The organism is Achromobacter spanius (genome assembly GCF_002966795.1).
Lineage (GTDB): Bacteria > Pseudomonadota > Gammaproteobacteria > Burkholderiales > Burkholderiaceae_B > Achromobacter > Achromobacter spanius_D.
Genome location: NZ_CP023270.1, coordinates 1,041,823 through 1,065,430, shown reverse-complemented (window position 1 = coordinate 1,065,430; position 23,608 = coordinate 1,041,823). Strand labels below are relative to the sequence as shown.

Below are 23,608 nucleotides of genomic sequence, written 5' to 3'. Positions count from 1 at the left end.
CCGTGACCGCCACCGTCCACCAGGCCTTTGCCGACACCGCCGCCCGCCACGGCGGCCAGCCGTTCCTGTGCATCCTGCCCGAGACCGCGCAGGCGTATGACATCGTGGCGGGCGAGCTGACCTACGCTGCGGCCGCCGATGCCATCGAGACCTTGCGCACCGCGTATGCCGCCGCCGGCTACGGCCATGGCCACCGCGCGGGCCTGCTGCTGGAGAACCGGCCCGCCTTCTTCCTGCACTGGTTCGCGCTGAACGCGCTGGGCGTGTCGGTCGTGCCGATCAACCCGGACCTGCGCGCCGCCGAACTGGAATACCTGGCCGGCCACTCCGAGATCGCGCTGGCGGTCGCCCTGCCCGGCCGCCACGCGGACCTGCTGGCCGCCGCGCAACGCGCGGGCCGCGAGCTGCGCGTGATGGGACCGGACGATGCGCCGCCCGCCGCGCCGTTCCCGGCGCCGTTGCAAGGCACGGCGCTGTCGGAACTGACCGAGTGCGCGCTGCTCTACACGTCAGGCACGACCGGCAGGCCGAAAGGCTGCATCCTGCCCAACCGCTATTTCCTGCATGCGGGCGGCTGGTATGCGCGCATTGGCGGGCTTGCTGTGCTGCGGCCGGGCCAGGAGCGCATGCTGACGCCGCTGCCGCTGGTCCACATGAATGCCATGGCGTATTCCGCCATGGCAATGGTGCTGACGGGCGGCTGCCTGATTCCGCTGGACCGCTTCCACCCCCGCTCGTGGTGGGACAGCGTGCGCGAATCGCGCGCCACCGTGCTGCACTATCTGGGCGTCATGCCCGCCATCCTGATGAAGGCCGAGCCCACCCCGCAGGATCTGCAGCCGGCCATCCGCTTCGGCTTCGGCGCGGGCGTGGACCGCAAGCTGCATGCGCCGTTCGAGGCGCGCTTCGGCTTTCCGCTGCTGGAAGCCTGGGCCATGACCGAGACCGGCGCGGGCGCCGTCATCATCGCCAACCAGGAACCGCGCCACGTCGGCACCAGCAGCTTCGGCAGCGAGGAAGCCGACGTCGAGGTGCGCATTGTGACCGACGCGGGCGAACCGGCCGCCATCGGCGAACCGGGCGAGCTGCTGGTGCGCCACGCCGGGGAAGATCCGCGCTATGGCTTCTTTGCCGGTTACCTGAAGGACGAGGCCGCTACCAACGAAGCCTGGGAAGGCGGCTGGTTCCACACCGGCGACATCGTGCGACGCGAAGCCGACGGCGCGCTGCGTTTCGTGGACCGCAAGAAGAACGTGATCCGGCGCAGCGGCGAGAACATCTCGGCCGTGGAAGTGGAAAGCGTGCTGATGCAGCATCCGCTGGTCAAGGCCGTGGCGGTGGCCGCCGTGCCGGACCCGGTGCGTGGCGACGAGGTCCTGGCCTGCGTGGTGCCCGAGGCCGCGCCCGCCGACGCGGACGCGATGGCCGAGGCCGCGCGCAGCATCGTGCAATGGTCGCTGTCGCAGCTGGCGTATTACAAGGCGCCCGGCTATGTCGCCTTCGTGGACAGCCTGCCGCTGACCACCACCAACAAGATCCAGCGCGGCGAGATGAAGGCGCTGGCGCCCGGCCTGCCCGGCACGGCGCGCTGCGTGGACACCTGCCATCTGAAGAAGCGTCCGGCCGAAGGGGCCCACCGATGAGCCGCCTGGGCTATGACGGCGTCGTGGCGGCCCTGCCCGTCACGATTCCGTACGAACGCTATTCCACGCACGCCGCGCACTGGTGGCTGGGCCGCGCGCTGGGCGCGCTGATCCGGCAATCGGGCCTGGCCAAGACCGACGTCGACGGCCTGTGCGTGTCGAGCTTCACGCTGGCGCCCGACACCGCGGTCGGGCTGGTGCAGCACCTGGGCATGACGCCGCGCTGGCTCGATCACATCCCGATGGGCGGCGCCAGCGGCGTGGCCGCGCTGCGCCGTGCCGCGCGGGCCGTGCAGGCGGGCGACGCCAACGTCGTGGCCTGCCTGGCCGGCGACACGAATCACGTGGACTCGTTCCGCAACACGGTCAGCCAGTTCTCGCGCTTTGCGCAGGACGCCGTCTACCCGTACGGCGCGGGCGGCCCGAACGCCAGCTTTGCGCTGCTGACCACCAACTACATGCGCGAGACGGGCGCCACCCGCGAGGACTTCGGCAAGCTCTGCGTGGCCCAGCGCGACAACGCCCTGCGCTATCCGCACGCGCTGATGAAAAAGCCGCTGACGCTGGCGCAGTATCTGGACGCGCGCGTCATCACCGAGCCGATCCACCTGTTCGATTGCGTCATGCCGTGCGCGGGCGCCGACGCGTTTCTGGTCATGACCGAAGAACTCGCCCGCGCGCTGAAGCTGCCGTATGCGCGCATCCTGTCCACCATCGAGCGCCACAACGCGTGGATCGATGACCCGATCCAGACGCGGGGCGGCTGGACCATGGACGTGGACGAGTTGTACGGGCAGGCCAACGCCGCGCCGGCCGACATGGATTTCCTGCAGGCCTACGACGACTATCCCGTCATCAACCTGATGCAGATGGAAGACCTGGGCTTCTGCGAAAAGGGCGCCGCGCCGCAATTCGTGCGGGACAACACCTTTACCGTCGAAGGCAGCTTTCCGTTCAACACCAATGGCGGCCAGCTGTCGGTCGGCCAGGCGGGCGCGGCCGGCGGCTATCTGGGCATGGTCGAGGCCTTGCGCCAGTTGACCGGCACGGCCGGCGGCACGCAGGTCGTCGACGCGCGGCTGGGCATGGTGAGCGGCTTCGGCATGATCAATTACGACCGCGGGCTGTGCACGGCCGCGGCCATCCTGGCAAGGAGCGACGCATGACCGAGCCGCTGGCCAAGCCGCCTCGCAAGAATCCGGTTGCGCGCACGCGCCAGCCCACGCTGCCGCCGGGCTCGCGCAGCCGCAGCGCGCTGGGGCTGACCGCTGCCGCCGCCGAAGGACGCTTCGATCTGCAGACCTGCGCCGAATGCGGCACGGTGCAGTACCCGCCGCGCGAAGTCTGCGGCCATTGCCTGTCCGAACACCTGCCGTGGCGGCCCGCCGATCCGAACGGCGTGCTGCTGGTCAGCACCACGCTGCATCACAGCAACGACCTGTATTTCCGCGAACGCCTGCCCTGGCGCGTGGGCACGGTGCGGATGGACGCCGGTCCGTCCGTCGTGGCGCACGTGCACCAGGACTGCGCCGACGGCGGCCGCGTGCGCCTGGCCCTGAAGCTCGACCGCAGCGGCCAGGCCGTGATGATCGCCCTGCCCGAAAGGAATACGCCGAACATGGAAGACGACAAGACCCTGCGCGAGACCTCGTGCGATCCAAAGTTCCGCCGCGCGCTGGTCACCGACGGCAAGTCGGCCGTCGGCCAGGCCGTGGCGCGCGCGCTGCTGGATGCGGGCAGCCCGATGATCTTTCTGGGCGATCCACAGGCCTGGAAGCGCGACGCCGCATTTGATGCGCTGGCGGCGGACCCGCGCGTGCAGGCCGTGACGCTGGACGTGACCGACACCGATTCCGTCGAACGCGTGGCCGCTTCCATCGGCGGCAAGGTCGAGATCCTGGTGAACACGGCGGATCTGGAACGCGAGGGCGGACTACTGAACCGCAAGGACGTGAACACCGCGCGCGACGCGATGGACGTCAATGTGCTGGGCCTGATGCGGCTGGCGCAGAGTTTCGGCCCCGCGCTGTGCGGCCGCGCGGCAGACGGCGTGAACAGCGCGGCGGCGTGGGTCAATGTGTTGTCGATCTACGCGCAGATGAATCTGCCGGCGCGAGGCATGTGGTCGGCGTCCAAGGCTGCTGCGCTGTCGCTGGCGCAATGTCTGCGCGCGGAAATGCGCGGCGCGGGCGTGCGGGTGGTCAACGTGTTTCCCGGTCCTGTCGATCACGAATGGGAGCAGCGCACGCCGCCGCCCCGCGTGGCGCCGGCTGCCATAGCAACCGCCATCGTGCGCGCGTTGAAGGACGGCATCGAAGACGTGTACGTCGGCGACGTGGCGCAGGAGTTCCGCGCGCGGCTGGCCGAAAACCCGAAGGGATTGGAACGGGAGCTGGGCGCGGGCGGCTGACCGCCTGCCCCGTGCGTCGTCCCCCCAAACAAGCACCAACAGGAGAGCCCCGTGAGTCAACCCATTCTTGCCCAATTCATGACCGAGCTGGTGTCCGGCCGCATTCGCCTGGTGGACCTGACCGAAACGCTGACGCCGGAATTCCCGACCATCGTGCTGCCGCCCGAATTCGGCCAAGCCTGGCCGTTCCGGATCGAGGAAATCTCGCGCTACGACGAGCGCGGTCCGGCCTGGTACTGGAACAACTTCTCGTGTTCCGAACACACCGGCACGCACTTCGACGCGCCCGCGCACTGGGTCACGGGCAAGGACCAGCCCGACAACACGGTGGACACGATTCCCATCGACGCCTTCATCGCCAGCGCCTGCGTGATCGACTGTTCGGCGGAAGCGGCGGGCAACCCGGACTTCCTCCTGACCATCGACTTCGTCAGGAAATGGGAAGAACAGCACGGCCGCATTCCCGCGCGGTCGTGGGTGCTGATGCGCACCGACTGGTCCAAGCGCGCCAAGCCCGCCGACTACCTGAACATGCAGGCCGACGGCGCGCATTCGCCCGGCCCCGACGCCGAAGTTGTGCCCTGGCTCATCAAGGAACGCGACGTGCACGGCTTCGGCACCGAGTCGGTGGGCACGGACGCCGGGCAAGCCCAGCATCTGGACCCACCCTACCCCTGCCACTACTACATGCACGGCAACAACCGCTACGGCTTGCAGTGCCTGACCAACCTGGACCAGCTGCCGGCCACCGGCGCGGTGATCTTCTCGGCGCCGCTCAAGATCCGCAGCGGCTCGGGCAGTCCGTTGCGCGTGCTGGCGCTGGCGCCCACGGCCTGATCGCGGCCGGACCATACCAATAAATCAAGGGGGAAACATGACGCAAACCCATGTGGCCATCGTGACCGGCGGCAGCGCCGGCATCGGGGCGGAAATCTGCCGCAGCATGCTGGACGCGGGCTACGAGGTGATCTCGATGGCGCGCCGCGCCGCGGACTTTTCGCATCCGCGCCTGCACAACGTGCAGGTCGACCTGCTGGATGCCACCGCGACCGCGCAAGCGGGCGCCGAGGCCGCCGCCCAGTTTCCGGTCAGCCACGTTATCCACAACGCCGGCGTGATCTGGCCGAACCTGCTGCCGCAGGTCACGCAGGAAGAGCTGCACGGCTTGACGCAGATCCACCTGGGCGCGGCCATCAGCCTGGTTCAAGCCGCCCTGCCCGGCATGCAGGAACGCAAGTTCGGCCGCATCGTCATGATGTCGTCGCGCGGCGCGCTGGGCCTGCCCACGCGCACCGCCTATTCGGCCACCAAGGCCGGCATGGTGGGCATGGCGCGCACCTGGTCGCTGGAGCTTGCGCCGTACGGCATCACGGTCAACGTGGTGGCGCCCGGCCCCATTCAGACCGACATGTTCTACGAGGTGATCGAGGCCGGCAGCGAACGCGAACGCCAGCTTGCCGAGGGCATTCCGGTCAAGCGCCTGGGCCGCTCGGACGACGTGGCGCGCGCCGTCATGTTCTTCGCGGATCCGGCCAACAGCTTCGTCACCGGCCAGACGCTGTTCGTCTGCGGCGGCGCCAGCGTCAGCTCCATCACCATCTGACCGCCCCGCGCTTCGGGTTTTGACGGATAGGTAAGCACCGGGACCCGGGTCTACAGTGCTGATCCTTGAACGTAAGAAAGTTTAAGCAACAAGTATTCCCGCAGTTCCCGTTTTCTCCGCTTTCCAGCCGCACTCCCACTCTGCTCCCTACCCCGGAGGTTTTGCCATGCTGTCGAAGAAACTCCCCCTGGCCGCTGCCGCCGCCGTCGCCGCCCTGTTCGCCCTGCCCGCCCTGGCGCAAGTCAAGGTCGGCGTGGTCACCTCGTCCACCGGCCCCACCGCGCTGGTCGGGATTCCGCAGAAGAACACGGTGCCGCTGCTGCCCAAGAAGATCGGCGACCTGACCGTGGAATACATCTCGCTGGACGACGCCAGCGATTCCACGAACTCGGTCACGGCCTTCAAGAAGCTGATCTCGGAGCAGAACGTGGACGCGCTGATCGGGCCGTCGGGCTCGCCCAACGCCATGGGCGTCATCCAGTTCGCCGCCGAGGCCGGCGTGCCGATGCTGGCGCCGGTGGGTACCGCCGCGGTGGTGCTGCCGATGAACGACCAGAAGAAGTGGGTGTTCAAGACTACGCAGAACGACGACATCATCGCGCGCGCGCTGGTGGACCACATGGCCAAGTCCGGCATCAAGACGGTCGGCTTTATCGGCCTGAACGATCCCTATGGCGAGAATTGGTACAAGGTGTTCTCGGGCCTGGCCACGGAAAAGGGCATCAAGATCGCCGCCAACGAACGCTACCAGCGCTTTGACAGCTCGGTCACCGGCCAGGCGCTGAAGATCCTGGCCGCCAAGCCGGATGCCGTGCTGGTGGCCGCCCCCGGCGCCGCCAGCGTGCTGCCGCAGTCGACGCTGTTCGATCAGGGCTACAAGGGCAAGTTCTACCAGACCCACGGCGCCGCGCTGCCCGACTTCCTGAAGCTGGGCGGCAAGAAGGTCGAAGGCACGGTGCTGGCCGCCAGCCTGATGCTGGTGCTGCCGGAGATGCCGGACAGCAACCCGTCCAAGAAGGTCGCGACCGAGTACATCGCCGCCTACGAAAAGCTCAACGGCTCCAAGCCCGCCACCTTCGGCGCCAACGTCTATGACGCCGGCCTGCTGCTGGAAAAGGCCGTGCCGATCGCCGAGAAGGCCGGCAAGCCGGGCACCAAGGAGTTCCGCAGCGCCCTGCGCGACGCGCTGGAGCAGACCAAGGAGCTGGTGGGCACGCAAGGCGTCTACAACATGAGCGCCGCCGACCACAGCGGTTTTGACGAACGCGGCCGCGAACTCATCACGGTCAAAGACGGCAACTGGACCCTGGTCAAGTAAAACGAGCACCCCACGCTCACATGCTCTGCGGGGCGTCGCCAGGAAGCAGGCTCCGCGCGTCCAATCTGGATGCCGCGGATCCGGCTCCGCCGGTCCGCAGGCATGCCCCTGGGGGAAAGCGCGCAGCGCTTCGGGGGGGAAATCAGCTTTTCGGAATTTCGCATGAATGCTCAGATTGCCTTGATACTTGGGCAGGACGGCATCACCAACGGCGCCATCTACGCGCTCCTGGCGTTGTCCATCCTGCTGGTCTTCACCGTCACCCGCGTCCTGTTCATTCCGCAGGGCGAGTTTGTCGCCTTCGGCGCGCTCACCATGGCCGCCATGCAGGCCGGCAAGCCCATCCTGCTGGTCTGGCTGCTGCTTGCGTTTGCGCTGGCCGAGGTCATTGCCGACCTGATGGCGCGCCGCAAGCGCCCCGCGCGCGGCCGCACTCACTGGCGCATGGCGGCCAAGGTGATCTATCCGCTGGCGCTCGCGCTGCTGCTGTACCGCCTGCCGCTGGCCCAATTGCCGATGGCGGTGCAGGCGCTGCTGACGCTGCTGTTGCTGGTGCCGATGGGTCCGCAGCTCTATCGCCTGTTCTATCAGCCGATCGCATCGGCCTCGACGCTGGTGCTGCTGATCGTCTCGATCGCGGTCCACCTGGCGCTGGTCGGTCTGGGCCTGCTGGCCTTTGGCGCGGAAGGCGCGCGCACCGCGCCGTTCAGCGACGCCAGCCTGACGCTCGGCCCGATCAACGTGAACAGCCAGGCGCTGTGGGTGGTGGCGGTGTCGGTGGTGCTGATCGTCGTGCTGTACCAGTTCTTTGAACGCTCGATGTACGGCAAGGCGCTGCGCGCCGCGGCATTCAACCGCATCGGCGCGCGACTGATGGGCATCTCGCCCGTGTTCGCAGGCAAGGCCACGTTCTTCCTGGCCGCGCTGATCGGCACCGTGTCCGGCATCCTGATCGCGCCCATCACCACCATGTATTTCGATTCGGGCTTCATGGTCAGCCTGAAGGGCTTCGTGGGCGCCATCATCGGCGGGCTGGTGAGCTATCCGCTGGCCGCGGCGGGCGCCGTGCTGGTGGGCCTGATCGAAGCCTTCTCGTCGTTCTGGGCTAGCGCCTACAAAGAAATCATCGTGTTCACGCTGATCATCCCCGTGCTGCTCTGGCGTTCACTCAACAGCCATCACGTCGAGGAAGAAGACGAATGACCCCGCGCCACATCCTCCTCGCCTTCCTGGCCCTGCTGGCGCTCGGCCCCCTGGTGTTGCCGCCGTTTTACGTCACGCTGCTGAACTACATCGGCCTGTATGCGCTGGTGGCGCTGGGCCTGGTGCTGCTGACCGGCGTCGGCGGCCTCACCAGTTTCGGCCAGGCCGCCTTCGTGGGCGTGGGCGCCTACACCACGGCGCTGCTCACCACCCGCGCGGACACCCTGCCGTCGTGGCTAGGCTGGCTGGGCGCATCGCCCTGGCTCACGCTGCTTGCCGGTCTGGCGCTGACGCTGGCGCTGGCCTACCTGCTGGGCGCGATCACGCTGAAGCTGTCCGGTCACTTCCTGCCGCTGGGCACCATTGCGTGGGGCCTGTCTCTGTACTTCGTCTTCGGCTCGGTCGAAGGGCTGGGCGGCCACACCGGCATCCCGGACATTCCGGCCATCAGCCTGTTCGGCTGGACACTCAACCAGGGCGGCAACATCTACTACCTGATCTGGGCCTTCCTGCTCGTCGCCATCTGGTCCACGCAGAACCTGCTGGACTCGCGCGAAGGCCGCGCCATCCGCGCGCTCAAGGGCGGGCGCGTGATGGCGGAATCGATGGGCGTGGACACGGCGCGCTCGCGCATGGTGATCTTCGTCATCGCGGCGTTGCAGGCCTGCGCGTCGGGCTGGCTGTACGCGCATATGCAGCGCTTCGTGAACCCCAACCCCTTCGGCCTGCAGATGGGCATCGAATACCTGTTCATGACCGTCATCGGCGGCGCCGGGCAGGTGTGGGGCGCGCTCGTTGGCGCGGGCGTCTTCACGGTGCTCAAGCAATGGCTGCAGGACCTTCTGCCCAAGGTGCTGGGCCAGACCGGCAACTTTGAGGTGATCGTCTTCGGCTTCGGCATGGTGCTGCTGTTGCACCGCGCCCGCAGCGGCCTGTGGCCGGTGCTGACGCGCTGGGTGCCGGTCAAGCGCAAGCCGCGCCATGTCGACATGACGGCCGAACCGCTGCCCCGGCGCACCATGCCGCCGCGCGGCGAGGTGGTGCTGAAAGCCGTGGACGTGACGCGCAAATTCGGCGGCCTGGTGGCCAACAACGCCATGAACCTGGAGATCCGCGCGGGCGAAGTGCTGGCGCTGATCGGCCCGAATGGCGCGGGCAAGAGCACGATGTTCAATCAGATCTCGGGCGTGGACACGCCGACCTCGGGACAGGTCACGCTGCTGGGCCAGCCGGTGGCCGGCGTGGGTGCGCGCAAGATCGCGCGCCTGGGCCTGTCGCGGACTTTCCAGCACGTGCGGCTGCTGGGCCGCATGAGCGTGCTGGAAAACGTGGCCATCGGCGCGCACCTGCGCGGGCACCGGGGCGTGCTGCCGGCCGCCTGGCGGCTGGACCGGCCCGAAGAGGCGCGGCTGCTGGCCGAAGCGGCGCGTCAGGTCGAGCGCGTGGGACTGGGCAAGCATCTGCATGACGAGGCGGGCTCGCTGGCCCTTGGCCAGCAGCGCATCCTGGAGATCGCGCGCGCGCTGGCGTCGGACCCATGCATCCTGCTGCTGGACGAACCCGCGGCCGGCCTGCGTTACCAGGAAAAATGCGAGCTGGCCGAGCTGCTCAAGCGCCTGCGCGCCGAAGGCATGGCCATTCTGCTCGTCGAACACGACATGGATTTCGTGATGGGTCTGGTGGATCGCGTGGTGGTCATGGACTTCGGCGAAAAGATCGCCGAAGGCCTGCCGGCCGAGATCCAGCAGAATCCCGCGGTGCTTGAGGCCTATCTGGGCGGAGTGGAAGAATGAGCGCGAACCTGCTGCAAGTGCGCGACCTGCGCGTGGCCTATGACAAGGTCGAGGCCGTCTCGGGCGTCAGCCTGGACGTGGGCGAAGGCCAGATCGTCACCGTCATCGGCCCCAACGGCGCGGGCAAGACCACGCTGCTGTCGGCCATCATGGGCGTGCTGCCGTCGCAGGGCGGCATCGTCTTCGGCGGCAAGGCGCAGGAACACGCCGAGATCGAGGAGATGGTCGCGGCAGGCATGAACCTGGTGCCGGAAAAGCGCGAGCTCTTTGCCGAAATGACGGTCGAGGACAACCTCATGCTGGGCGCCTTCGACCGCTACCGCCGCGGCCTGCGCGACCAGGACCAGACGCTCGCCGAGGTCTATGACCTGTTCCCACGGCTGCAGGAACGGCGCGCGCAATTGGCCGGCACACTGTCGGGCGGCGAGCGCCAGATGCTGGCCGTGGGCCGCGCGCTGATGGCCAAGCCCCGCCTCTTGATGCTGGACGAACCCAGCCTGGGACTGGCGCCGCGCATCGTGCGCGAAGTGTTCCGCATCGTCGCTCGGCTGCGCGAGATGGGCGTATCCATCCTGCTGATCGAACAGAACGCGCGCGCCGCGCTGCAGGTGGCCGACTACGCGTACGTGCTGGAAACCGGCGCGATCACGCTGGAAGGGCCGGCGGCCCAGGTGGCGCAGGATCCGCGTGTCGTGGAGGTCTATCTGGGGCTAGGCCACGCCACGCCGCCGGTCGCGGCGGTATAGCGCGTACCCCAGCGGGTACATGACGGCCACGAGAAACGTCGCGACCGGATGGGTAAGCCGGTAGGCCTGCACGGCCGTCGGCACGCCCGAATGCTTCAGGTGCAGGCGAAAACGCGTGTAGCGCGCCGCCGCCATCATGAATTCGCGCGGGCGGTAGCGGAAGAACTCCAGGTGATGCTGCAGCATGTCCCAGGCCAGCAGGTACAGGCCCTGGGCATTATTGCTGACGGACACCGCGCCCTGGCTCAGCCCCCCCGGCGTGTCGTGATAGGTACGCACGACGCGGTTGATGAAGCGGCTCAGATATCCGGCACGCGCGACCGCCCACCACACCAGGCTTTCGGGCACGAAGCCCGCCACGTCCTCGGGAAACGGATATTTGCGCAGGATGTCAGTGCGCATACAGCCGAATTTCTCGCCCTTGATGCGATAGCGGAAATACACGTCGACGGCGGTGCTGTCGAAAACGTCCTGCGGATAACGGTCGCCCACGATGGTGCCGTCGGGCCGCGCGCACAGGCCGGTGATGGCGAAATACGAGTCGCGGCGCGCGGGCGGAATTGCGTTCCAGGCCTCATGGAAAATGGCCAGCGCGTCGCGCGGCATCTCGTCGTCGCTGTCCAGGCCCACGATCATCTGGCCGCGCGCCTCGCGCACGCCGCGATTGAAGGCGGTCTTCTTGTGCTGGTTGTTCTGCCAGACATAGCGGATCGGAAAATCCGCCAGCGACTGCCAATGCAGGATGGACTCGTGCGTGTTGTCGGTGGAGCCATCGTCCACCACCACCCATTCAAAATCCCGGAAAGTCTGCTGGCAGAGCGATTCGTAGACGCGGTGCAGGGTCCCTGCCCGGTTGTAGGTCGGCGTCAGAACGGTGAAAAACATCGGTGTATCGGTCATGCCTGCTGTGCCCCTTGCGATCTTCCAGAAACCGCTGCGGTCTTGGTTCTTATGATTTCGCCTGAAGTGTAGGGGATATGCCCCGGGGAACCGATTCCACGGCTTTGGAATTTGCAATCAAATCTGACAAACGGTTCGGTTATTTTTTTGCTGCCAGGCCTGGCGCCGCACGCTGGCTGCGGGGCATCGTGGCGTAAACTCGGGCGGCCCAATTCGGAACGCCTATGGAAGCCTCGCCCGTCCAGCTCAATGACATCGCCTTGTTCGTGGAGGTTGCCAAGCGCAAGAGCTTCAGCCAGGCGGCGCGCGCGCTGGACATGCCGACGTCGACGCTGTCGCGCCGGATCAACGAGCTTGAGCGCGCGATCGGGCTGCGGCTCATCAACCGCAACACGCGCCGGCTGGATCTGACCGACGCGGGCGCAGCCTACATGCGCCGGTGCCAGGGCCTCATCGACGAAGCGCGGCTGGCGCACGAACAGCTGCTGTCGCTGTCGGGCGGCCCGTCGGGCAATCTGCGCGTCTCCATGCCGTACAGCCTGGCCATCTGGCTGCTGCCGGAGACCATCAGCGATTTCACCGACCGCTATCCCGAGGTGGAGTGCGAATTCGACCTGAGCATGATGACGGCCTCCGACGCGCAAGGCACGCCGTTCGACATCGTGCTGCGCTTCGGCCGCGAAGCCGACTATCCGGGCGCCGCCGCCGACAACGGCAACGGCACGCCGCATCGCGCCATCGAGGGCGCCGTGGTGCATGAGCTGGTTTCGCTGGAAACGCACCTGTACGCGTCCGACCGCTACATAGAACGCCATGGCACCCCGCAGACGCCCGCCGAACTTGCCCAGCACCAGTGCCTGCGCACAACCATCGACGAGGAACACTCGTACTGGACGCTGAATAACGGCGCGATCTCGCAACGCGTTGCCGTACACGGGCATCTGGCCGCCAACAACATGAGCATCGCGGGCACGCTGGCCGGCCTGGATCTGGCCATCACGCGCATGCCGCATTGCCTGGCGCTGGAACCGATCATCCAGCGCAACTCGCTGCGCCGCGTGCTGCCGGGCTGGTCCGTCGACCCGATCTCGATCTACGTCGTGTACCCGTCCAGCATCCAGCCGGCCAAGACCCGCGCGTTCATGGATTTCATCCGCCCCAAGCTTGGCCCCCCGCCGGCCTGACGCTGACGAAAAAAAAACCGCAGGGCTCGCGCCTTGCGGTTTTTTTATCGATCAGGCCAGGCGGGTCCGAAGACCCTGCCGGCCGCACGCATCATTTAGACGCGCTTGATCTTTTCCAGCATCTTGAACACACCCTTGGGCGACTTGACGAACAAGCGCTTGAAAGCCTTGCCCAGGCAACGACGTTCCAGGGTGTTACGACGCACGCGTTTGCGTTCAGCCATGTTGATTTCTCCTGTTGAATTTGCGGAAAGTGGCCCGCACAACCGGAAACCGGACTGGCGGAAAAAATTCGGATAACTTGGCATTTTAGCCTGAAATCCGAATCGGACGCCAACGGGCCGGTTTTGGGGCGGTGTGTGGGGCTAATCCGTTGCTCGCCGGCGTTGGGTAACAATCAGGGACGAATGGGCCGACGGCGGCCCCTGTGCGCGTGCGCGGCACCGGGGAATCGCCGCACCGTGTCGCACAGTCAGGCCGACGTTTCCTTCAACCGTTCCCACACCTGCTCCGCCCGCGGCAGCGGATCGACCGCGCCATAGCCCAGCGTGGACAACGCCGCCGCCGCGTTGGCGTAGCGCACGGCATCTTCCCAGGAATCGCCCTGGCAACGGCGCGCCAGCAGGCTGCCGGCAAAGCAGTCGCCCGCGCCGGTCGCGTCCACGGCCTGCACGCGCAGCGCGGGCATCGCCGTGCGGCTGCGGCCGTCGTCGATGATGGAACCGTCCTTGCCCAGCTTCAGCACCACTACGCCCGGCGCGCCGCCGTCGCGGATCCAGTCCAGCGTGCGCTCGGGATCGTCGTTGCCGGTCAGGTGCTGCATGTCGTCCATGCTGGGCAGAAACACGTCTGCCGCACGCATGGCCTCGCGCAGGATCGCGCGGGCGCGGTCCACGGGCCACAGGCGCAACCGCAGGTTCGAATCCAGGCTGACCTGCGCGCCCGCGGCATGTGCGCGCTCGATGGCGGCGAAGACCGTGTCGCAGGCGGAAGTGCTGATGGCCATGCTGATGCCCGACACGTGCAGAAACCGCGCGCGTTCGATCAGCCCCGCGTCCAGGCTGGCGGGCGTCATCAGGCTGGCGGCCGACCCGCGCCGCAGATAGCTGAAGGCGTGGCCGTCCGGTCCGTGCTGCACGAAATACAGGCCGGTGTGCGCGTGGTCGTCGACCTCTACGCCGGACGTATCGACGCCCTCGGCCTGCCACAAGTCCAGGAACTGCTTGCCGAAGGCGTCGTTGCCGACCCGGGTCAGATACGCGCAGCGCGCGCCTTGGCGGGCCGCCGCGATCACCGCGTTGGAGGTGTCGCCGCCGAACCCCTGCAGGTATTGCCGCTGGCCTTCGTGCGTCTGGTTCAGCTCGACCAGCGGCTCGCCCAGCGCCACGATGTCGAAATCAGCCATGTGCGGCCTCGCGGGTCCGGGTGATCTGCGCCACCAGCGCGGCGGTGTCGCGCGACGCGAAGGCGGCCTTGTCGTAGAGATTGCTGCCGATGCCGACCATGCCGGCGCCGGCCGCGAAGTACGTGCCCATGTTTTCCTGCGTGATGCCGCCCGTGGGGCAGAAGATCGTGTCCGGGTACACCGACTTCAGCGCGGCCAGGTGCTTGGGGCCGCCGGTGTCTGCCGGGAAAACCTTCACCACGTCCACGCCGGCGCGGCGCGCGGCCAGGACCTCGGTCGGGGTGAAGGCGCCCAACATGCACAGCGCGTCGGCGGCGTGGGCCATGTCCACGATCTCGTGGGCCAGCGCGGGCGACACCAGGAAGTCCGCGCCCGCCACCAGCGCCTCGCGCGCCTGCGATTCGTCCAGCACGGTGCCCACGCCCAGCAGCAGGCTGGCGCCGTGCTTGTCGCGTAGCGCGCGCACGAGATCGGTGACGTTCGGGATGGTCCAGGTCAGTTCCAGCGTGGTGCAGCCGGCGGACACGGCGACTTCCGCGGCATAGGCCGCGGCAGCCGCGTCGGTGTAACGCAGCACGGGCACGACGCGGGCGGCCAGCAGGGCGGCAAGCTTGGAGGCGGTGGGAGCAGCGGTTGCGGTCATGGATTTCCTCTGGGGCTGACGGTCAGGCGCCGCCGGACGATACCGGCAGAACGGCGAGTTTGGCCGCGGCGGCGTCACGCAGCCGCAGCAAGGGTTCGATATAGGCGGATTGCGGATCGCCGCGGCGCCGGAACAGCAAGGTGCTGACGCTGACGCCCGCGACGGGCCGCCCTGCCCCGTCGCACAGCGCGACGCCGTAGCAGACGATGCCGGGTTCGTTTTCCTCGTTGTCGACAGCGTATCCCTGCTGGGCCGCCGCGCCCAGCGCCTCGCGCAGCGCGGGCAGGCTGGTCAGCGTGGCGGGCAGCCGGGCCGGCATGGGCAGCGCGTGCAGCAGGCGCTCGCGCGCCGGTTCGTCCAGCGCGGCCAGATAGGCCTTGCCCACGGCACTGGAATGCAGCGCGACGGACGCCCCCACGCGCGACACCATGCGCACGGGGCCGGGGCTTTCCAGTTTGTCGATGTAGATCATTTCGTGGCCGGCGGGCACGGCCAGGTGGACGGTTTCGCCGGTCTGGTCGCGCAGCGCCTGCAGTTCGGGCGCCAGCGCGGCGCGCAGATCGAACTGGGACCACGCCTTGCTGGCGAGCGACATCAGCCGCGTCCCCAGCCGATATGCACCGCCGGATTCCATGACCATGCCCTGTTCGGCCAGCGCCGCCAGGATTCGGTAGACGGTGGGACGGGGATAACCGCAGTCGCGGGCCAGCACGGCGGCCGTCGGCGGCTGCGGCGCGTCGGCCACCGCTTGCAGCACCGCCATGAATTTTCCGAACGCCGCCGCGCCCGCGACCTTGGATTCCTGCACTCACGTCCCCAAATAAAGAACTTGGTTCAGGCAGATGCGCAACGCGACGAGCGCGAATATCAGACGAATCTGCGATACTGTTTATTTGTACAGCTACCGAGACGCCGATTGTCCACATTATGGACATGCGCCTCACAATATAGTCAATTATTCCATATCGACGCGCCCGGAACCAGCGATGGATCGCCGCGCCGGCATGCTCCCTTCGTCAGGCTACGATACCGTCCATGAGCTCCCATATCCGCATCGTTGGCGCCCGCCAGAACAATCTCAAGAACCTGGATCTGACCATCGCCACCGGCGAACTGGTCGTCGTCACCGGGGTGTCGGGGTCCGGTAAAAGTTCGCTGGCCTTCGACACGCTGTACGCCGAGGGCCAGCGGCGTTATGTGGAAACCTTCTCGCCCTATGCGCGCCAGTTCCTGGACCGCATGGACAAGCCGCAGGTGGACCGCATCGAGGGCATCCTGCCGGCCATCGCCATCGACCAGACCAATCCGGTGCGCAGCTCGCGCAGCACGGTCGGCACGATGACCGAACTGAACGATCACCTGAAGCTGCTGTTCGCGCGCGGCGCCAAGCTCTATTGCCGCGGCTGCGGCAAGCTGGTGCGGCGCGACACGCCGGAATCCGTCTATCACTCGCTGGCCGAGCGCGCCGCCACCGCGGGCGACCCGCGCCTGGTCGTGACGTTCCCGATCGCCGTGCCGGCCAACTTCACCGAAGACGAAGTCCGCGGCTTCCTTGAGCAGCAGGGCTACACCCGCGTGCACGCCGAGGAAACCGCCGTGCCCCGCGCCGCCGCCCCCGCCAAGGGCGCCAAAAAGGCCAAGGCCACGAAGACCGCCAAGGCCGCCACCGAGGAACGCCGCATCCTGCACGTCATCCAGGATCGCTTCCGCTTCGCCGGCACCGAGCGCGAACGCATCATGGAAGCGCTGGACACCGCGCTGCGCATGGGCGCCGGCCACATCGCCGTCTACGCCATGGACGCCGACGGCGGCAACGCGCACATCTGGAAGTACAGCGACCGGCTGCACTGCGCCGACTGCGACATCGAATACACCGACCCGCTGCCCAGCAGCTTCTCGTTCAATTCGCCGCTGGGCGCCTGCGAGGCCTGCCGCGGCTTCGGCCGCGTGATCGGCATCGACTTCGGCCTGGTCATTCCCGACGAGAAAAAGACCCTGCTCGAAGGCGCCATCAAGCCGTGGACCACGCCGTCCTACAAGGAATGCCAGGACGATCTGCAGAAGTACGCCCCGCGCGCGGGCGTGCCGCTGGGCGTGCCCTGGAAGGACATGAGCGACGAGCACAAGCGCTGGGTGCTGTACGGCACGCCCGACTGGAAGGGCGGCAACGACGCCTGGAAGCACCAGTGGTACGGCGTGCAGCGCTTCTTCGACTGGCTGGAAACCAAGGCCTACAAGATGCACGTGCGCGTGCTGCTGTCCAAGTACCGCAGCTACACACCCTGCCCTACCTGCAACGGCGCGCGTCTGAAGCCCGACGCCCTGCTCTGGCGCCTGGGCAACAAAGATGAAGCCGATGCCGTGCTGCCGCCGGAAGACGGCCGCTACAAGCGCTTCATGCCGGTAGGCACCACCTGGAGCCGCGAACAGCTCAATGGCCTGGACGGGCTGTGCCTGCATGACGTGATGCTGCTGCCCATCGAGCGGGTGCGTAAATTCTTCGACACGCTGTCGTTCTCGGGCGCGCTGGACGCCGCCACCGATCTGCTGATGACCGAAGTGCGCGCGCGCCTGAAATTCCTGTGCGACGTGGGCCTGGGCTACCTGACGCTGGATCGCCAGAGCCGCACGCTGTCGGGCGGCGAGGTCCAGCGGATCAACCTGACCACGGCGCTCGGCACGTCGCTGGTGAACACGCTGTTCGTGCTGGACGAGCCCTCCATCGGCCTGCACCCGCGCGACATGCACCGCGTCGTCGAAGTCATGCACCGCCTGCGCAACGCCGGCAACACGCTGGTGGTCGTGGAACATGATCCTCAGGTCATGGTGGCCGCGGACCGTATCATCGACATCGGCCCCGGCCCCGGCGAACGGGGCGGCCGCATCGTCTTCGACGGCACGCCCGCGCAACTGCGCGCCGCACCCTCGCTGACCGGCGACTATCTCGGCGGCCGCCTGCGCGTGGAAGCGCCGCGTCCGATGCCGGTGGCGGCCAACACGCCGCGCCTGCTGCTGGAAGGCGTCAACGCGCACAACCTGAAGAACGTCTCGGTCGAGCTGCCGCTGGGCCGCCTGGTCTGCGTGACCGGCGTGTCCGGTTCCGGCAAATCCACGCTGGTGCAGGACGTGCTGTACCCCGCGCTGCTCAAGCAGAAGGGCAAGCCGTCGGAAGCGCCGGGCGCCTTCGACCGCCTGCTCGGCGCCGAGCAGATCGCCGACGTCGTCATGGTGGACCAGACCCCCATCGGCAAGACCGCGCGCTCCAACCCGGCCAGCTACGTCGGCGCGTTCGACGCCATCCGCAAGCTGTTTGCCCAGGCCCCGCTGGCGCGCGAACGCGCCTACACGGCCGGCACGTTCAGCTTCAACGGCGGCGACGGCCGCTGCCCGACCTGCGGCGGCACCGGCTTCGAACACGTCGAAATGCAGTTCCTGTCCGACGTGTACCTGCGCTGCCCCGATTGCGACGGCAAGCGCTTCCGCCCCGAAGTGCTGGAAGTGCGCGTCGAGCACCTGGGCAAGAGCGCCTCGATCGACGAAGTGCTGGAAATGACCGTCAGCGAGGCGCTGGACTTCTTCAAGGGCCTGCGCGACGTGCAGACCGGTCTTGCGCCGCTGGCCGACGTGGGCCTGGAATACGTGCGGCTGGGCCAGCCCGTGCCGACCCTGTCCGGCGGCGAGGCGCAGCGCCTGAAGCTGGCCGGCCACTTGGCCGAGGCCGCGCGCAGCGGCATCTCCACCGCCAAGGTCGCCAAGAAGGGCAGCCTGTTCCTGTTTGACGAGCCCACCACCGGCCTGCACTTCGACGACGTCGCGCGCCTGATGCGCGCGTTCCGCAAGCTGCTGGCCGCCGGCCACACGCTGCTCGTCATCGAACACAACCTGGACGTGATCCGCGCGGCGGACTGGCTGATCGACCTGGGTCCGGAAGGCGGCGACGCCGGCGGCCTGGTCCTCGGCACCGGCACGCCGCAGGACCTGATGGACAACCCCAAGTCGCACACGGGCGCGGCCCTGCGCGACTACGAAGTCAGCATCCTGCCGGCCGATGCCATTGCGGGCGGCAAGGCAGACGTGATCGTCAGCACCGACGCCGACGCGCAGGAGGCCGAGCAGGCCGGCCTGACCGCACGCATCGCCGAACCGCAGGCCGAGTACGGCGCGGGCGTGGGCACGCCACTGCAATCCTTGGTGCGCGAACGCCGCCAGGGCAGCATGGCCATCGAGATCCGCAACGCGCGCGAACACAACCTGAAGAACATCAGCGTCGAGATCCCGCACGACAAGTTCACCGTCATCACGGGCGTGTCGGGCTCGGGCAAGTCCACGCTGGCCTTTGACATCCTGTTCAACGAGGGCCAGCGCCGCTATCTGGAATCGCTGAACGCCTACGCGCGCGCCATCGTGCAGCCGGCCGGCAAGCCGGACGTGGACGCCATCTTCGGCATCCCGCCCACCGTGGCGATCGAACAGCGCACCAGCCGCGGCGGCCGCAAGTCCACTGTCGCCACGATGACGGAAATCCATCACTTCCTGCGGCTGCTGTACGTGAAGCTGGGCACGCAATACTGCCCGGACTGCAACGTCGCGGTCGAACCGCAGAACACCGACCAGATCGTGGCGCGCCTGTTGCGCGAGCACAAGGGCGAGCACATCGGCCTGCTGGCGCCGCTGGTCACCGCACGCAAGGGCTATTACACGGACCTGGCCAAGTGGGCCGGCTCCAAGGGCCATTCCCATCTGCGCGTGGACGGCGAATTCATTCCCGTGGCGCCGTGGCCGCGCCTGGACCGCTACAAGGAACACACCATCGAACTGCCGGTGGCGGACGTGGTGGTGGATCCGGCCAACGAGGCCGACCTGCGCGCGGCCGTCAAGAGCGCGCTGGAAAACGGCCAGGGCGTGATGTCGGTGGTGTGGCCGGTCAACAAGCTGCACGAGGCGCTGAACAGCGAATTGCAGCAGCAGCATTTCTCGGTCAAACGCGCGTGCCCGTCCTGCGGCACCAGCTTCCCCGAACCCGATCCGCGCCTGTTCTCGTACAACTCCAAGCACGGCTGGTGCACGGGCTGCTACGGCACGGGCCTGCAATTGCAGGGCTTTGACGAAGAACAGACCGGCGAGGAAACCGCCTGGAACGCGTGGTACGAAGGCGAGGCCAAGACCTGCACGCAGTGCGACGGCCAGCGGCTGAACCGCGTGGCGCGCGCCGTGCGCTGGCGCGACAAGTCGATTGCCGAACTGGCGTCGCTGCCGGTGTCGGACGCGCACACCTTCTTCACCGGACTGGTGGCGCGCGGCCGCGAAGGCGAGATCGCCCGCGACATCCTGGCTGAAATTCGCGGCCGCCTGAACTTCATGCAGGAAGTCGGCCTGAACTATCTGGCGCTGGACCGCGCCGCGCCCACGCTGTCCGGCGGCGAGGCGCAGCGCATCCGGCTGGCCGCGCAGCTGGGCTCCAACCTGCAGGGCGTCTGCTACGTGCTGGACGAGCCCACCATCGGCCTGCATCCGCGCGACAACCGCATCCTGCTGGACGCGCTGGCGCGGCTGGAAGGCAACGGCAACACGCTGGTGGTGGTCGAGCACGACGACGACACCATCCGCCGCGCCTCGCACGTCATCGACATCGGGCCGGGCGCGGGCATCCGCGGCGGCCGCGTGGTGGCGCAAGGCACCGTGCAGGACGTGATCGACGCGCCCGAATCCGTGACCGGCCGCTACCTGAAGACGCCGCTGGCGCATCCGCTGCAAGGCCGCCGTCCGGTCGAGGCCGACACGCCCATGATCGAAATCCGCGGCGCGCGCCTGCACAACCTGCGCAGCGTCGACGCGCGCATCCCGGTGGGCCGCCTGAGCGTGGTGACCGGCGTGTCCGGTTCCGGCAAGTCCACGCTCGCTCGCGAAGTGCTGCTGGACAACCTGACGCAGGCCGTCTCGCAAGGCAAGGCGCCGGGCTGGGCGGGCTGCGAAAGCATCACGGGCTGGGAAGCCATCGACCGCGTGCTGGAAGTGGATCAGACGCCCATCGGCAAGACGCCGCGCTCGTGCCCGGCAACCTACGTGGGTTTCTGGGACGACGTGCGCAAGCAGTTCGCCGACACCCGCGAGGCTCGCATGCGCGGCTGGACGGCGGCGCGCTTCTCGTTCAATACCGGCGACGGCCGCTGCCCGATCTGCGAAGGCCAGGGCATGCGCACCATCGAGATGAACTTCCTGCCCGACGTGAAGGTGCCGTGCGACGCCTGCAACGGCGCGCGCTTCAACAACGACACGCTCAGCGTGCAGATGCGCGGCAAGAACGCCGGCGAGCTGCTGTCCATGGAAGTGGACGACGCCATCGGCTACTTCGCCGCCCATCCCAAGATCCACCGTCCGCTGCAATTGATGCAGGACGTGGGGCTGGGTTATCTGACGCTGGGCCAGCCGTCGCCGACGCTGTCGGGCGGCGAGGCGCAGCGCATCAAGCTGGTGACCGAGCTGTCCAAGGCGCGGCTGACCGACGGCCTGATCAAGACCGGCCGCGCCTCGCGCATCCCGCACACGCTGTACGTGCTGGACGAGCCGACGGTGGGCCTGTCGATGGCCGACGTCGAAAAGCTGATCCATGTGCTGCACCGCCTGGTTGAAGCCGGCAACACGGTCGTGGTCATCGAACACAACCTGGACGTCATCGCCGAAGCCGACTGGCTGCTGGACCTGGGTCCCGAAGGCGGCACGGGCGGCGGGCAGCTGGTTGGCGAAGGCTCGCCCGAGCACGTGATGACGCTGGCCGACCATTCCCACACCGGCCGGGTCCTGACGGAGTTCCTTGCGCAACAACAGCGGTAACGCACCATGGATTGCCGTTTTGAAGACCGGCTTGCCGGACGCGCGCTGCGCCTTGCCGGGTTCCGCGCCCGGATCGAGGCGCGCGCCGCCGCCGAGGTAGGCCCCGCGCTGGAAGCCATCGAGGCCGCGCGGCGCGACGGCCGCTGGATTGCCCTGCTGCTGGATTACGAGCTGGGCGAATGGCTGCTGCCCGAGGCCACCCGGCCCGCGCCGGCCGGGCCGTGGACGCCGCCGCGCGACGACGGGCGCCCCCGTCTGACCGCGCTGCTGTTCGACAACAAGATCGACGAAGCGCCGTGGGATGCACCGGATGCCGACGCCCCGGCCGCGTCCATCAGCCTGCCCGCGCCGCGCATGACCGAGCCCGCCTATGTGCGCCAGATCGACGCCATCCGCGGCCTGATCCGCGACGGCGAGCTGTATCAGGTCAATTTCACGCAGCCGCTCGACGTCGGATTCCAGGGCGATCCGGCCACGCTGTATCGCCGCATCGCGGCGCGCAATCCGGTCGCCCACGCGGCCTACATCCAGGATGGCGATCGCACGGTGCTGTCGTTTTCGCCCGAGCTGTTCGTGCGGCGCGACGGCGCCCGGCTGACGACCCGGCCCATGAAAGGCACCGCGCCGCGCCATGCGGATCCGGCCGAGGACGAACGCCTGGGCCAGGAGCTGCTGGCCAGCGACAAGAACCGCGCCGAAAACCTGATGATCGTGGACCTGCTGCGCAACGACCTTGGGCGGCTGGCCGAGTCCGGTTCGGTCAAGGTGGACGCGCTGTTCTCGCTGGAACGCTATCCCACGGTGTGGACCATGACGTCCACCGTGTCGGCCACGGCGCCGCAGGCCTCGCTGTCGGACGTGCTGCACGCCCTCTTTCCCTGCGGGTCGATCACCGGCGCGCCGAAGGTCGCGGCCATGCGCCGCATCCGGCAAATGGAAACCGCCCCGCGCGGCCTGTATTGCGGCAGCATCGGTTGGCTGGCCCCGGATGGCGACTTCTCGTTGAACGTCGCGATCCGCACGCTGGTCCTGGACCAGCACGGCCACGGCGTCTATAGCGTTGGCGGCGGCATCGTTTACGATTCGGACCCCGCCGGCGAATGGCAGGAATGCCACTGGAAGGCCCGCATCCTGCGCGCCTGACCGCGCAAACCTCACGGCCGGTAGTAGCATAGAGCGCGGCGCCGCCTGGACGGCCGCGCCTAGGCCCCGCCGCCTTATTCCAGGAGAGTCCCATGCAACCCGAATTGATCGAGACCATCCTGGTTGAAGCCTCCGGCAACGTACCCCTGCTGGCGCGCCACCTCCACCGCCTGGAAGCGTCGTGCAAGGCGTTGGGCTATGTCTGGGGCGGCCGCGACGTCGAGGGCGACATCCTCGTCGCCGTCATGTCCCTGAGCTCCGCCGGCCCGCATCGCCTGCGCCTCCTGGTCGCCCGCGACGGCAGCCGTCACATCCAGACCGCCGTGCTGCCGCCCCTGCCCGCGCACCAGGAAGTCATGCTGGCGCCCGAGGCGCTGCGGTCTTCCGAACCGCTGCTGCGCTACAAGACCACGCACCGCCCCTGGTACACCAAGACCATCGAATGGCTGCCCTCGCACCCGCACATCTTTGACTTGCTGTATCTGAACGAGCGCGGCGAACTCTGCGAAGGCAGCCGCAGCAACGTCTATCTGCGCATGGGCGACGTCTGGTACACCCCGCCCGTGGATAGCGGCTGCCTGCCCGGCGTGCAGCGCGCGCAACTGCTCAACGACGGCAAGACGAAGGAACGCGTGCTGACGCTGGCGGACCTGCATGCCGCCGACGAGATCCGGCTGTCGAACGCGCTGCGCGGCTGGTTCACCGTGACATTCTGCGACGCCTGACAGCCGCTCGGGGCGAACGCGCATTGCAAAAGCCGCGCCGCTGAAGAATAATTGCGACTGA

18 protein-coding genes are annotated in these 23,608 nt (G+C 67.9%); 13 read left to right on the top strand and 5 right to left on the bottom strand.

All coding sequences use genetic code 11. The features are described from left to right. The first annotated feature begins 2 nt into the window (after positions 1-2). From CLM73_RS04705 to CLM73_RS04665, 9 genes are all read left to right on the top strand, one after another. Positions 3-1,643 carry an AMP-binding protein gene (locus tag CLM73_RS04705; protein WP_105237519.1) on the top strand — a complete coding sequence of 547 codons (1,641 nt, stop codon included), beginning with the start codon at positions 3-5 and terminating at the stop codon, positions 1,641-1,643. Then, positions 1,640-2,809 carry a thiolase family protein gene (locus tag CLM73_RS04700; RefSeq protein WP_105237518.1) on the top strand — a complete coding sequence of 390 codons (1,170 nt, stop codon included), beginning with the start codon at positions 1,640-1,642 and terminating at the stop codon, positions 2,807-2,809. The genes CLM73_RS04705 and CLM73_RS04700 overlap by 4 nt, the downstream gene beginning before the upstream one ends. Beyond that, the gene (locus CLM73_RS04695; RefSeq protein WP_105237517.1) at positions 2,806-4,053 is read left to right on the top strand and encodes an SDR family NAD(P)-dependent oxidoreductase; all 1,248 of its coding nucleotides are present in this window, start codon (positions 2,806-2,808) and stop codon (positions 4,051-4,053) included. Before CLM73_RS04700 ends, CLM73_RS04695 begins: the two co-directional genes overlap by 4 nt. Positions 4,054-4,104: 51 nt before the next feature. Further along, positions 4,105-4,890, top strand: a complete 786-nt coding sequence (locus tag CLM73_RS04690) for a cyclase family protein (RefSeq protein ID WP_105237516.1) — start codon at positions 4,105-4,107, stop codon at positions 4,888-4,890. Between the two features lie 37 nt (positions 4,891-4,927). Then, positions 4,928-5,656, top strand: a complete 729-nt coding sequence (locus CLM73_RS04685; RefSeq protein WP_105237515.1) for an SDR family NAD(P)-dependent oxidoreductase — start codon at positions 4,928-4,930, stop codon at positions 5,654-5,656. A gap of 166 nt (positions 5,657-5,822) precedes the next feature. Next, positions 5,823-6,974 carry an ABC transporter substrate-binding protein gene (locus CLM73_RS04680; RefSeq protein ID WP_105237514.1) on the top strand — a complete coding sequence of 384 codons (1,152 nt, stop codon included), beginning with the start codon at positions 5,823-5,825 and terminating at the stop codon, positions 6,972-6,974. Positions 6,975-7,136: 162 nt separating this feature from the next. Beyond that, the gene (locus CLM73_RS04675) at positions 7,137-8,177 is read left to right on the top strand and encodes a branched-chain amino acid ABC transporter permease (protein ID WP_105241384.1); all 1,041 of its coding nucleotides are present in this window, start codon (positions 7,137-7,139) and stop codon (positions 8,175-8,177) included. Beyond that, a complete protein-coding gene (locus CLM73_RS04670) occupies positions 8,174-9,970 on the top strand; it encodes an ABC transporter permease subunit (protein WP_105237513.1) in 1,797 nt (598 codons plus the stop codon). Before CLM73_RS04675 ends, CLM73_RS04670 begins: the two co-directional genes overlap by 4 nt. Then, entirely contained in the window at positions 9,967-10,716 is a 750-nt protein-coding gene (locus tag CLM73_RS04665) for an ABC transporter ATP-binding protein (protein WP_105237512.1), read from the top strand. The genes CLM73_RS04670 and CLM73_RS04665 overlap by 4 nt, the downstream gene beginning before the upstream one ends. Here CLM73_RS04665 and CLM73_RS04660 read toward each other — a convergent pair. Continuing rightward, a complete protein-coding gene (locus CLM73_RS04660) occupies positions 10,681-11,616 on the bottom strand; it encodes a glycosyltransferase family 2 protein (protein ID WP_105237511.1) in 936 nt (311 codons plus the stop codon). The two genes, CLM73_RS04665 and CLM73_RS04660, sit on opposite strands and share 36 nt — an antisense overlap. Positions 11,617-11,840: 224 nt before the next feature. Here CLM73_RS04660 and CLM73_RS04655 point away from each other — a divergent pair, with 224 nt between their 5' ends. Continuing rightward, positions 11,841-12,800, top strand: a complete 960-nt coding sequence (locus CLM73_RS04655) for a LysR family transcriptional regulator (RefSeq protein ID WP_105237510.1) — start codon at positions 11,841-11,843, stop codon at positions 12,798-12,800. 95 nt (positions 12,801-12,895) lie between these two features. On the opposite strand, the gene CLM73_RS29295 is transcribed toward CLM73_RS04655, so the two are convergent. The 4 genes from CLM73_RS29295 to CLM73_RS04640 form a co-directional block, all read right to left on the bottom strand. Continuing rightward, complete coding sequence (locus CLM73_RS29295) at positions 12,896-13,024, bottom strand: hypothetical protein (protein ID WP_006226408.1); 129 nt, start codon at positions 13,022-13,024, stop codon at positions 12,896-12,898. Positions 13,025-13,272: 248 nt separating this feature from the next. Further along, entirely contained in the window at positions 13,273-14,205 is a 933-nt protein-coding gene (locus tag CLM73_RS04650) for a sugar kinase (RefSeq protein ID WP_105237509.1), read from the bottom strand. Continuing rightward, a complete protein-coding gene (locus CLM73_RS04645; protein WP_105237508.1) occupies positions 14,198-14,848 on the bottom strand; it encodes a bifunctional 4-hydroxy-2-oxoglutarate aldolase/2-dehydro-3-deoxy-phosphogluconate aldolase in 651 nt (216 codons plus the stop codon). The genes CLM73_RS04650 and CLM73_RS04645 overlap by 8 nt, the downstream gene beginning before the upstream one ends. A 22-nt stretch (positions 14,849-14,870) precedes the next feature. Beyond that, a complete protein-coding gene (locus tag CLM73_RS04640) occupies positions 14,871-15,656 on the bottom strand; it encodes an IclR family transcriptional regulator (protein ID WP_105237507.1) in 786 nt (261 codons plus the stop codon). A gap of 227 nt (positions 15,657-15,883) precedes the next feature. On the opposite strand from CLM73_RS04640, the gene uvrA reads away from it, so the two are divergent. The 3 genes from uvrA to CLM73_RS04625 all read left to right on the top strand — a co-directional run bounded on the left by uvrA (position 15,884) and on the right by CLM73_RS04625 (position 23,547). Next, a complete protein-coding gene (uvrA, locus tag CLM73_RS04635) occupies positions 15,884-21,679 on the top strand; it encodes an excinuclease ABC subunit UvrA (RefSeq protein ID WP_105237506.1) in 5,796 nt (1,931 codons plus the stop codon). Between the two features lie 6 nt (positions 21,680-21,685). Beyond that, positions 21,686-22,822 carry an aminodeoxychorismate synthase component I gene (locus CLM73_RS04630; RefSeq protein ID WP_105237505.1) on the top strand — a complete coding sequence of 379 codons (1,137 nt, stop codon included), beginning with the start codon at positions 21,686-21,688 and terminating at the stop codon, positions 22,820-22,822. Positions 22,823-22,914: 92 nt separating this feature from the next. Then, on the top strand, positions 22,915-23,547 hold the full coding sequence (locus tag CLM73_RS04625; RefSeq protein ID WP_105237504.1) for an aminotransferase class IV family protein: 633 nt from the start codon (positions 22,915-22,917) through the stop codon (positions 23,545-23,547). The last annotated feature ends 61 nt before the right edge of the window (positions 23,548-23,608 follow it).

Bases quoted from the DNA above. Each gene is read 5' to 3' on its own strand.
- CLM73_RS04645 (WP_105237508.1), bottom strand. From the start codon at position 14,848: ATGACCGCAACCGCTGCTCCCACCGCCTCCAAGCTTGCCGCCCTGCTG.
- CLM73_RS29295 (WP_006226408.1), bottom strand. From the start codon at position 13,024: ATGGCTGAACGCAAACGCGTGCGTCGTAACACCCTGGAACGTCGTTGC.
- CLM73_RS04665 (WP_105237512.1), top strand. From the start codon at position 9,967: ATGAGCGCGAACCTGCTGCAAGTGCGCGACCTGCGCGTGGCCTATGAC.
- CLM73_RS04660 (WP_105237511.1), bottom strand. From the start codon at position 11,616: ATGACCGATACACCGATGTTTTTCACCGTTCTGACGCCGACCTACAAC.
- uvrA (WP_105237506.1), top strand. From the start codon at position 15,884: ATGAGCTCCCATATCCGCATCGTTGGCGCCCGCCAGAACAATCTCAAG.
- CLM73_RS04650 (WP_105237509.1), bottom strand. From the start codon at position 14,205: ATGGCTGATTTCGACATCGTGGCGCTGGGCGAGCCGCTGGTCGAGCTG.
- CLM73_RS04680 (WP_105237514.1), top strand. From the start codon at position 5,823: ATGCTGTCGAAGAAACTCCCCCTGGCCGCTGCCGCCGCCGTCGCCGCC.
- CLM73_RS04630 (WP_105237505.1), top strand. From the start codon at position 21,686: ATGGATTGCCGTTTTGAAGACCGGCTTGCCGGACGCGCGCTGCGCCTT.
- CLM73_RS04655 (WP_105237510.1), top strand. From the start codon at position 11,841: ATGGAAGCCTCGCCCGTCCAGCTCAATGACATCGCCTTGTTCGTGGAG.
- CLM73_RS04625 (WP_105237504.1), top strand. From the start codon at position 22,915: ATGCAACCCGAATTGATCGAGACCATCCTGGTTGAAGCCTCCGGCAAC.
- CLM73_RS04675 (WP_105241384.1), top strand. From the start codon at position 7,137: ATGAATGCTCAGATTGCCTTGATACTTGGGCAGGACGGCATCACCAAC.
- CLM73_RS04695 (WP_105237517.1), top strand. From the start codon at position 2,806: ATGACCGAGCCGCTGGCCAAGCCGCCTCGCAAGAATCCGGTTGCGCGC.
- CLM73_RS04685 (WP_105237515.1), top strand. From the start codon at position 4,928: ATGACGCAAACCCATGTGGCCATCGTGACCGGCGGCAGCGCCGGCATC.
- CLM73_RS04670 (WP_105237513.1), top strand. From the start codon at position 8,174: ATGACCCCGCGCCACATCCTCCTCGCCTTCCTGGCCCTGCTGGCGCTC.
- CLM73_RS04700 (WP_105237518.1), top strand. From the start codon at position 1,640: ATGAGCCGCCTGGGCTATGACGGCGTCGTGGCGGCCCTGCCCGTCACG.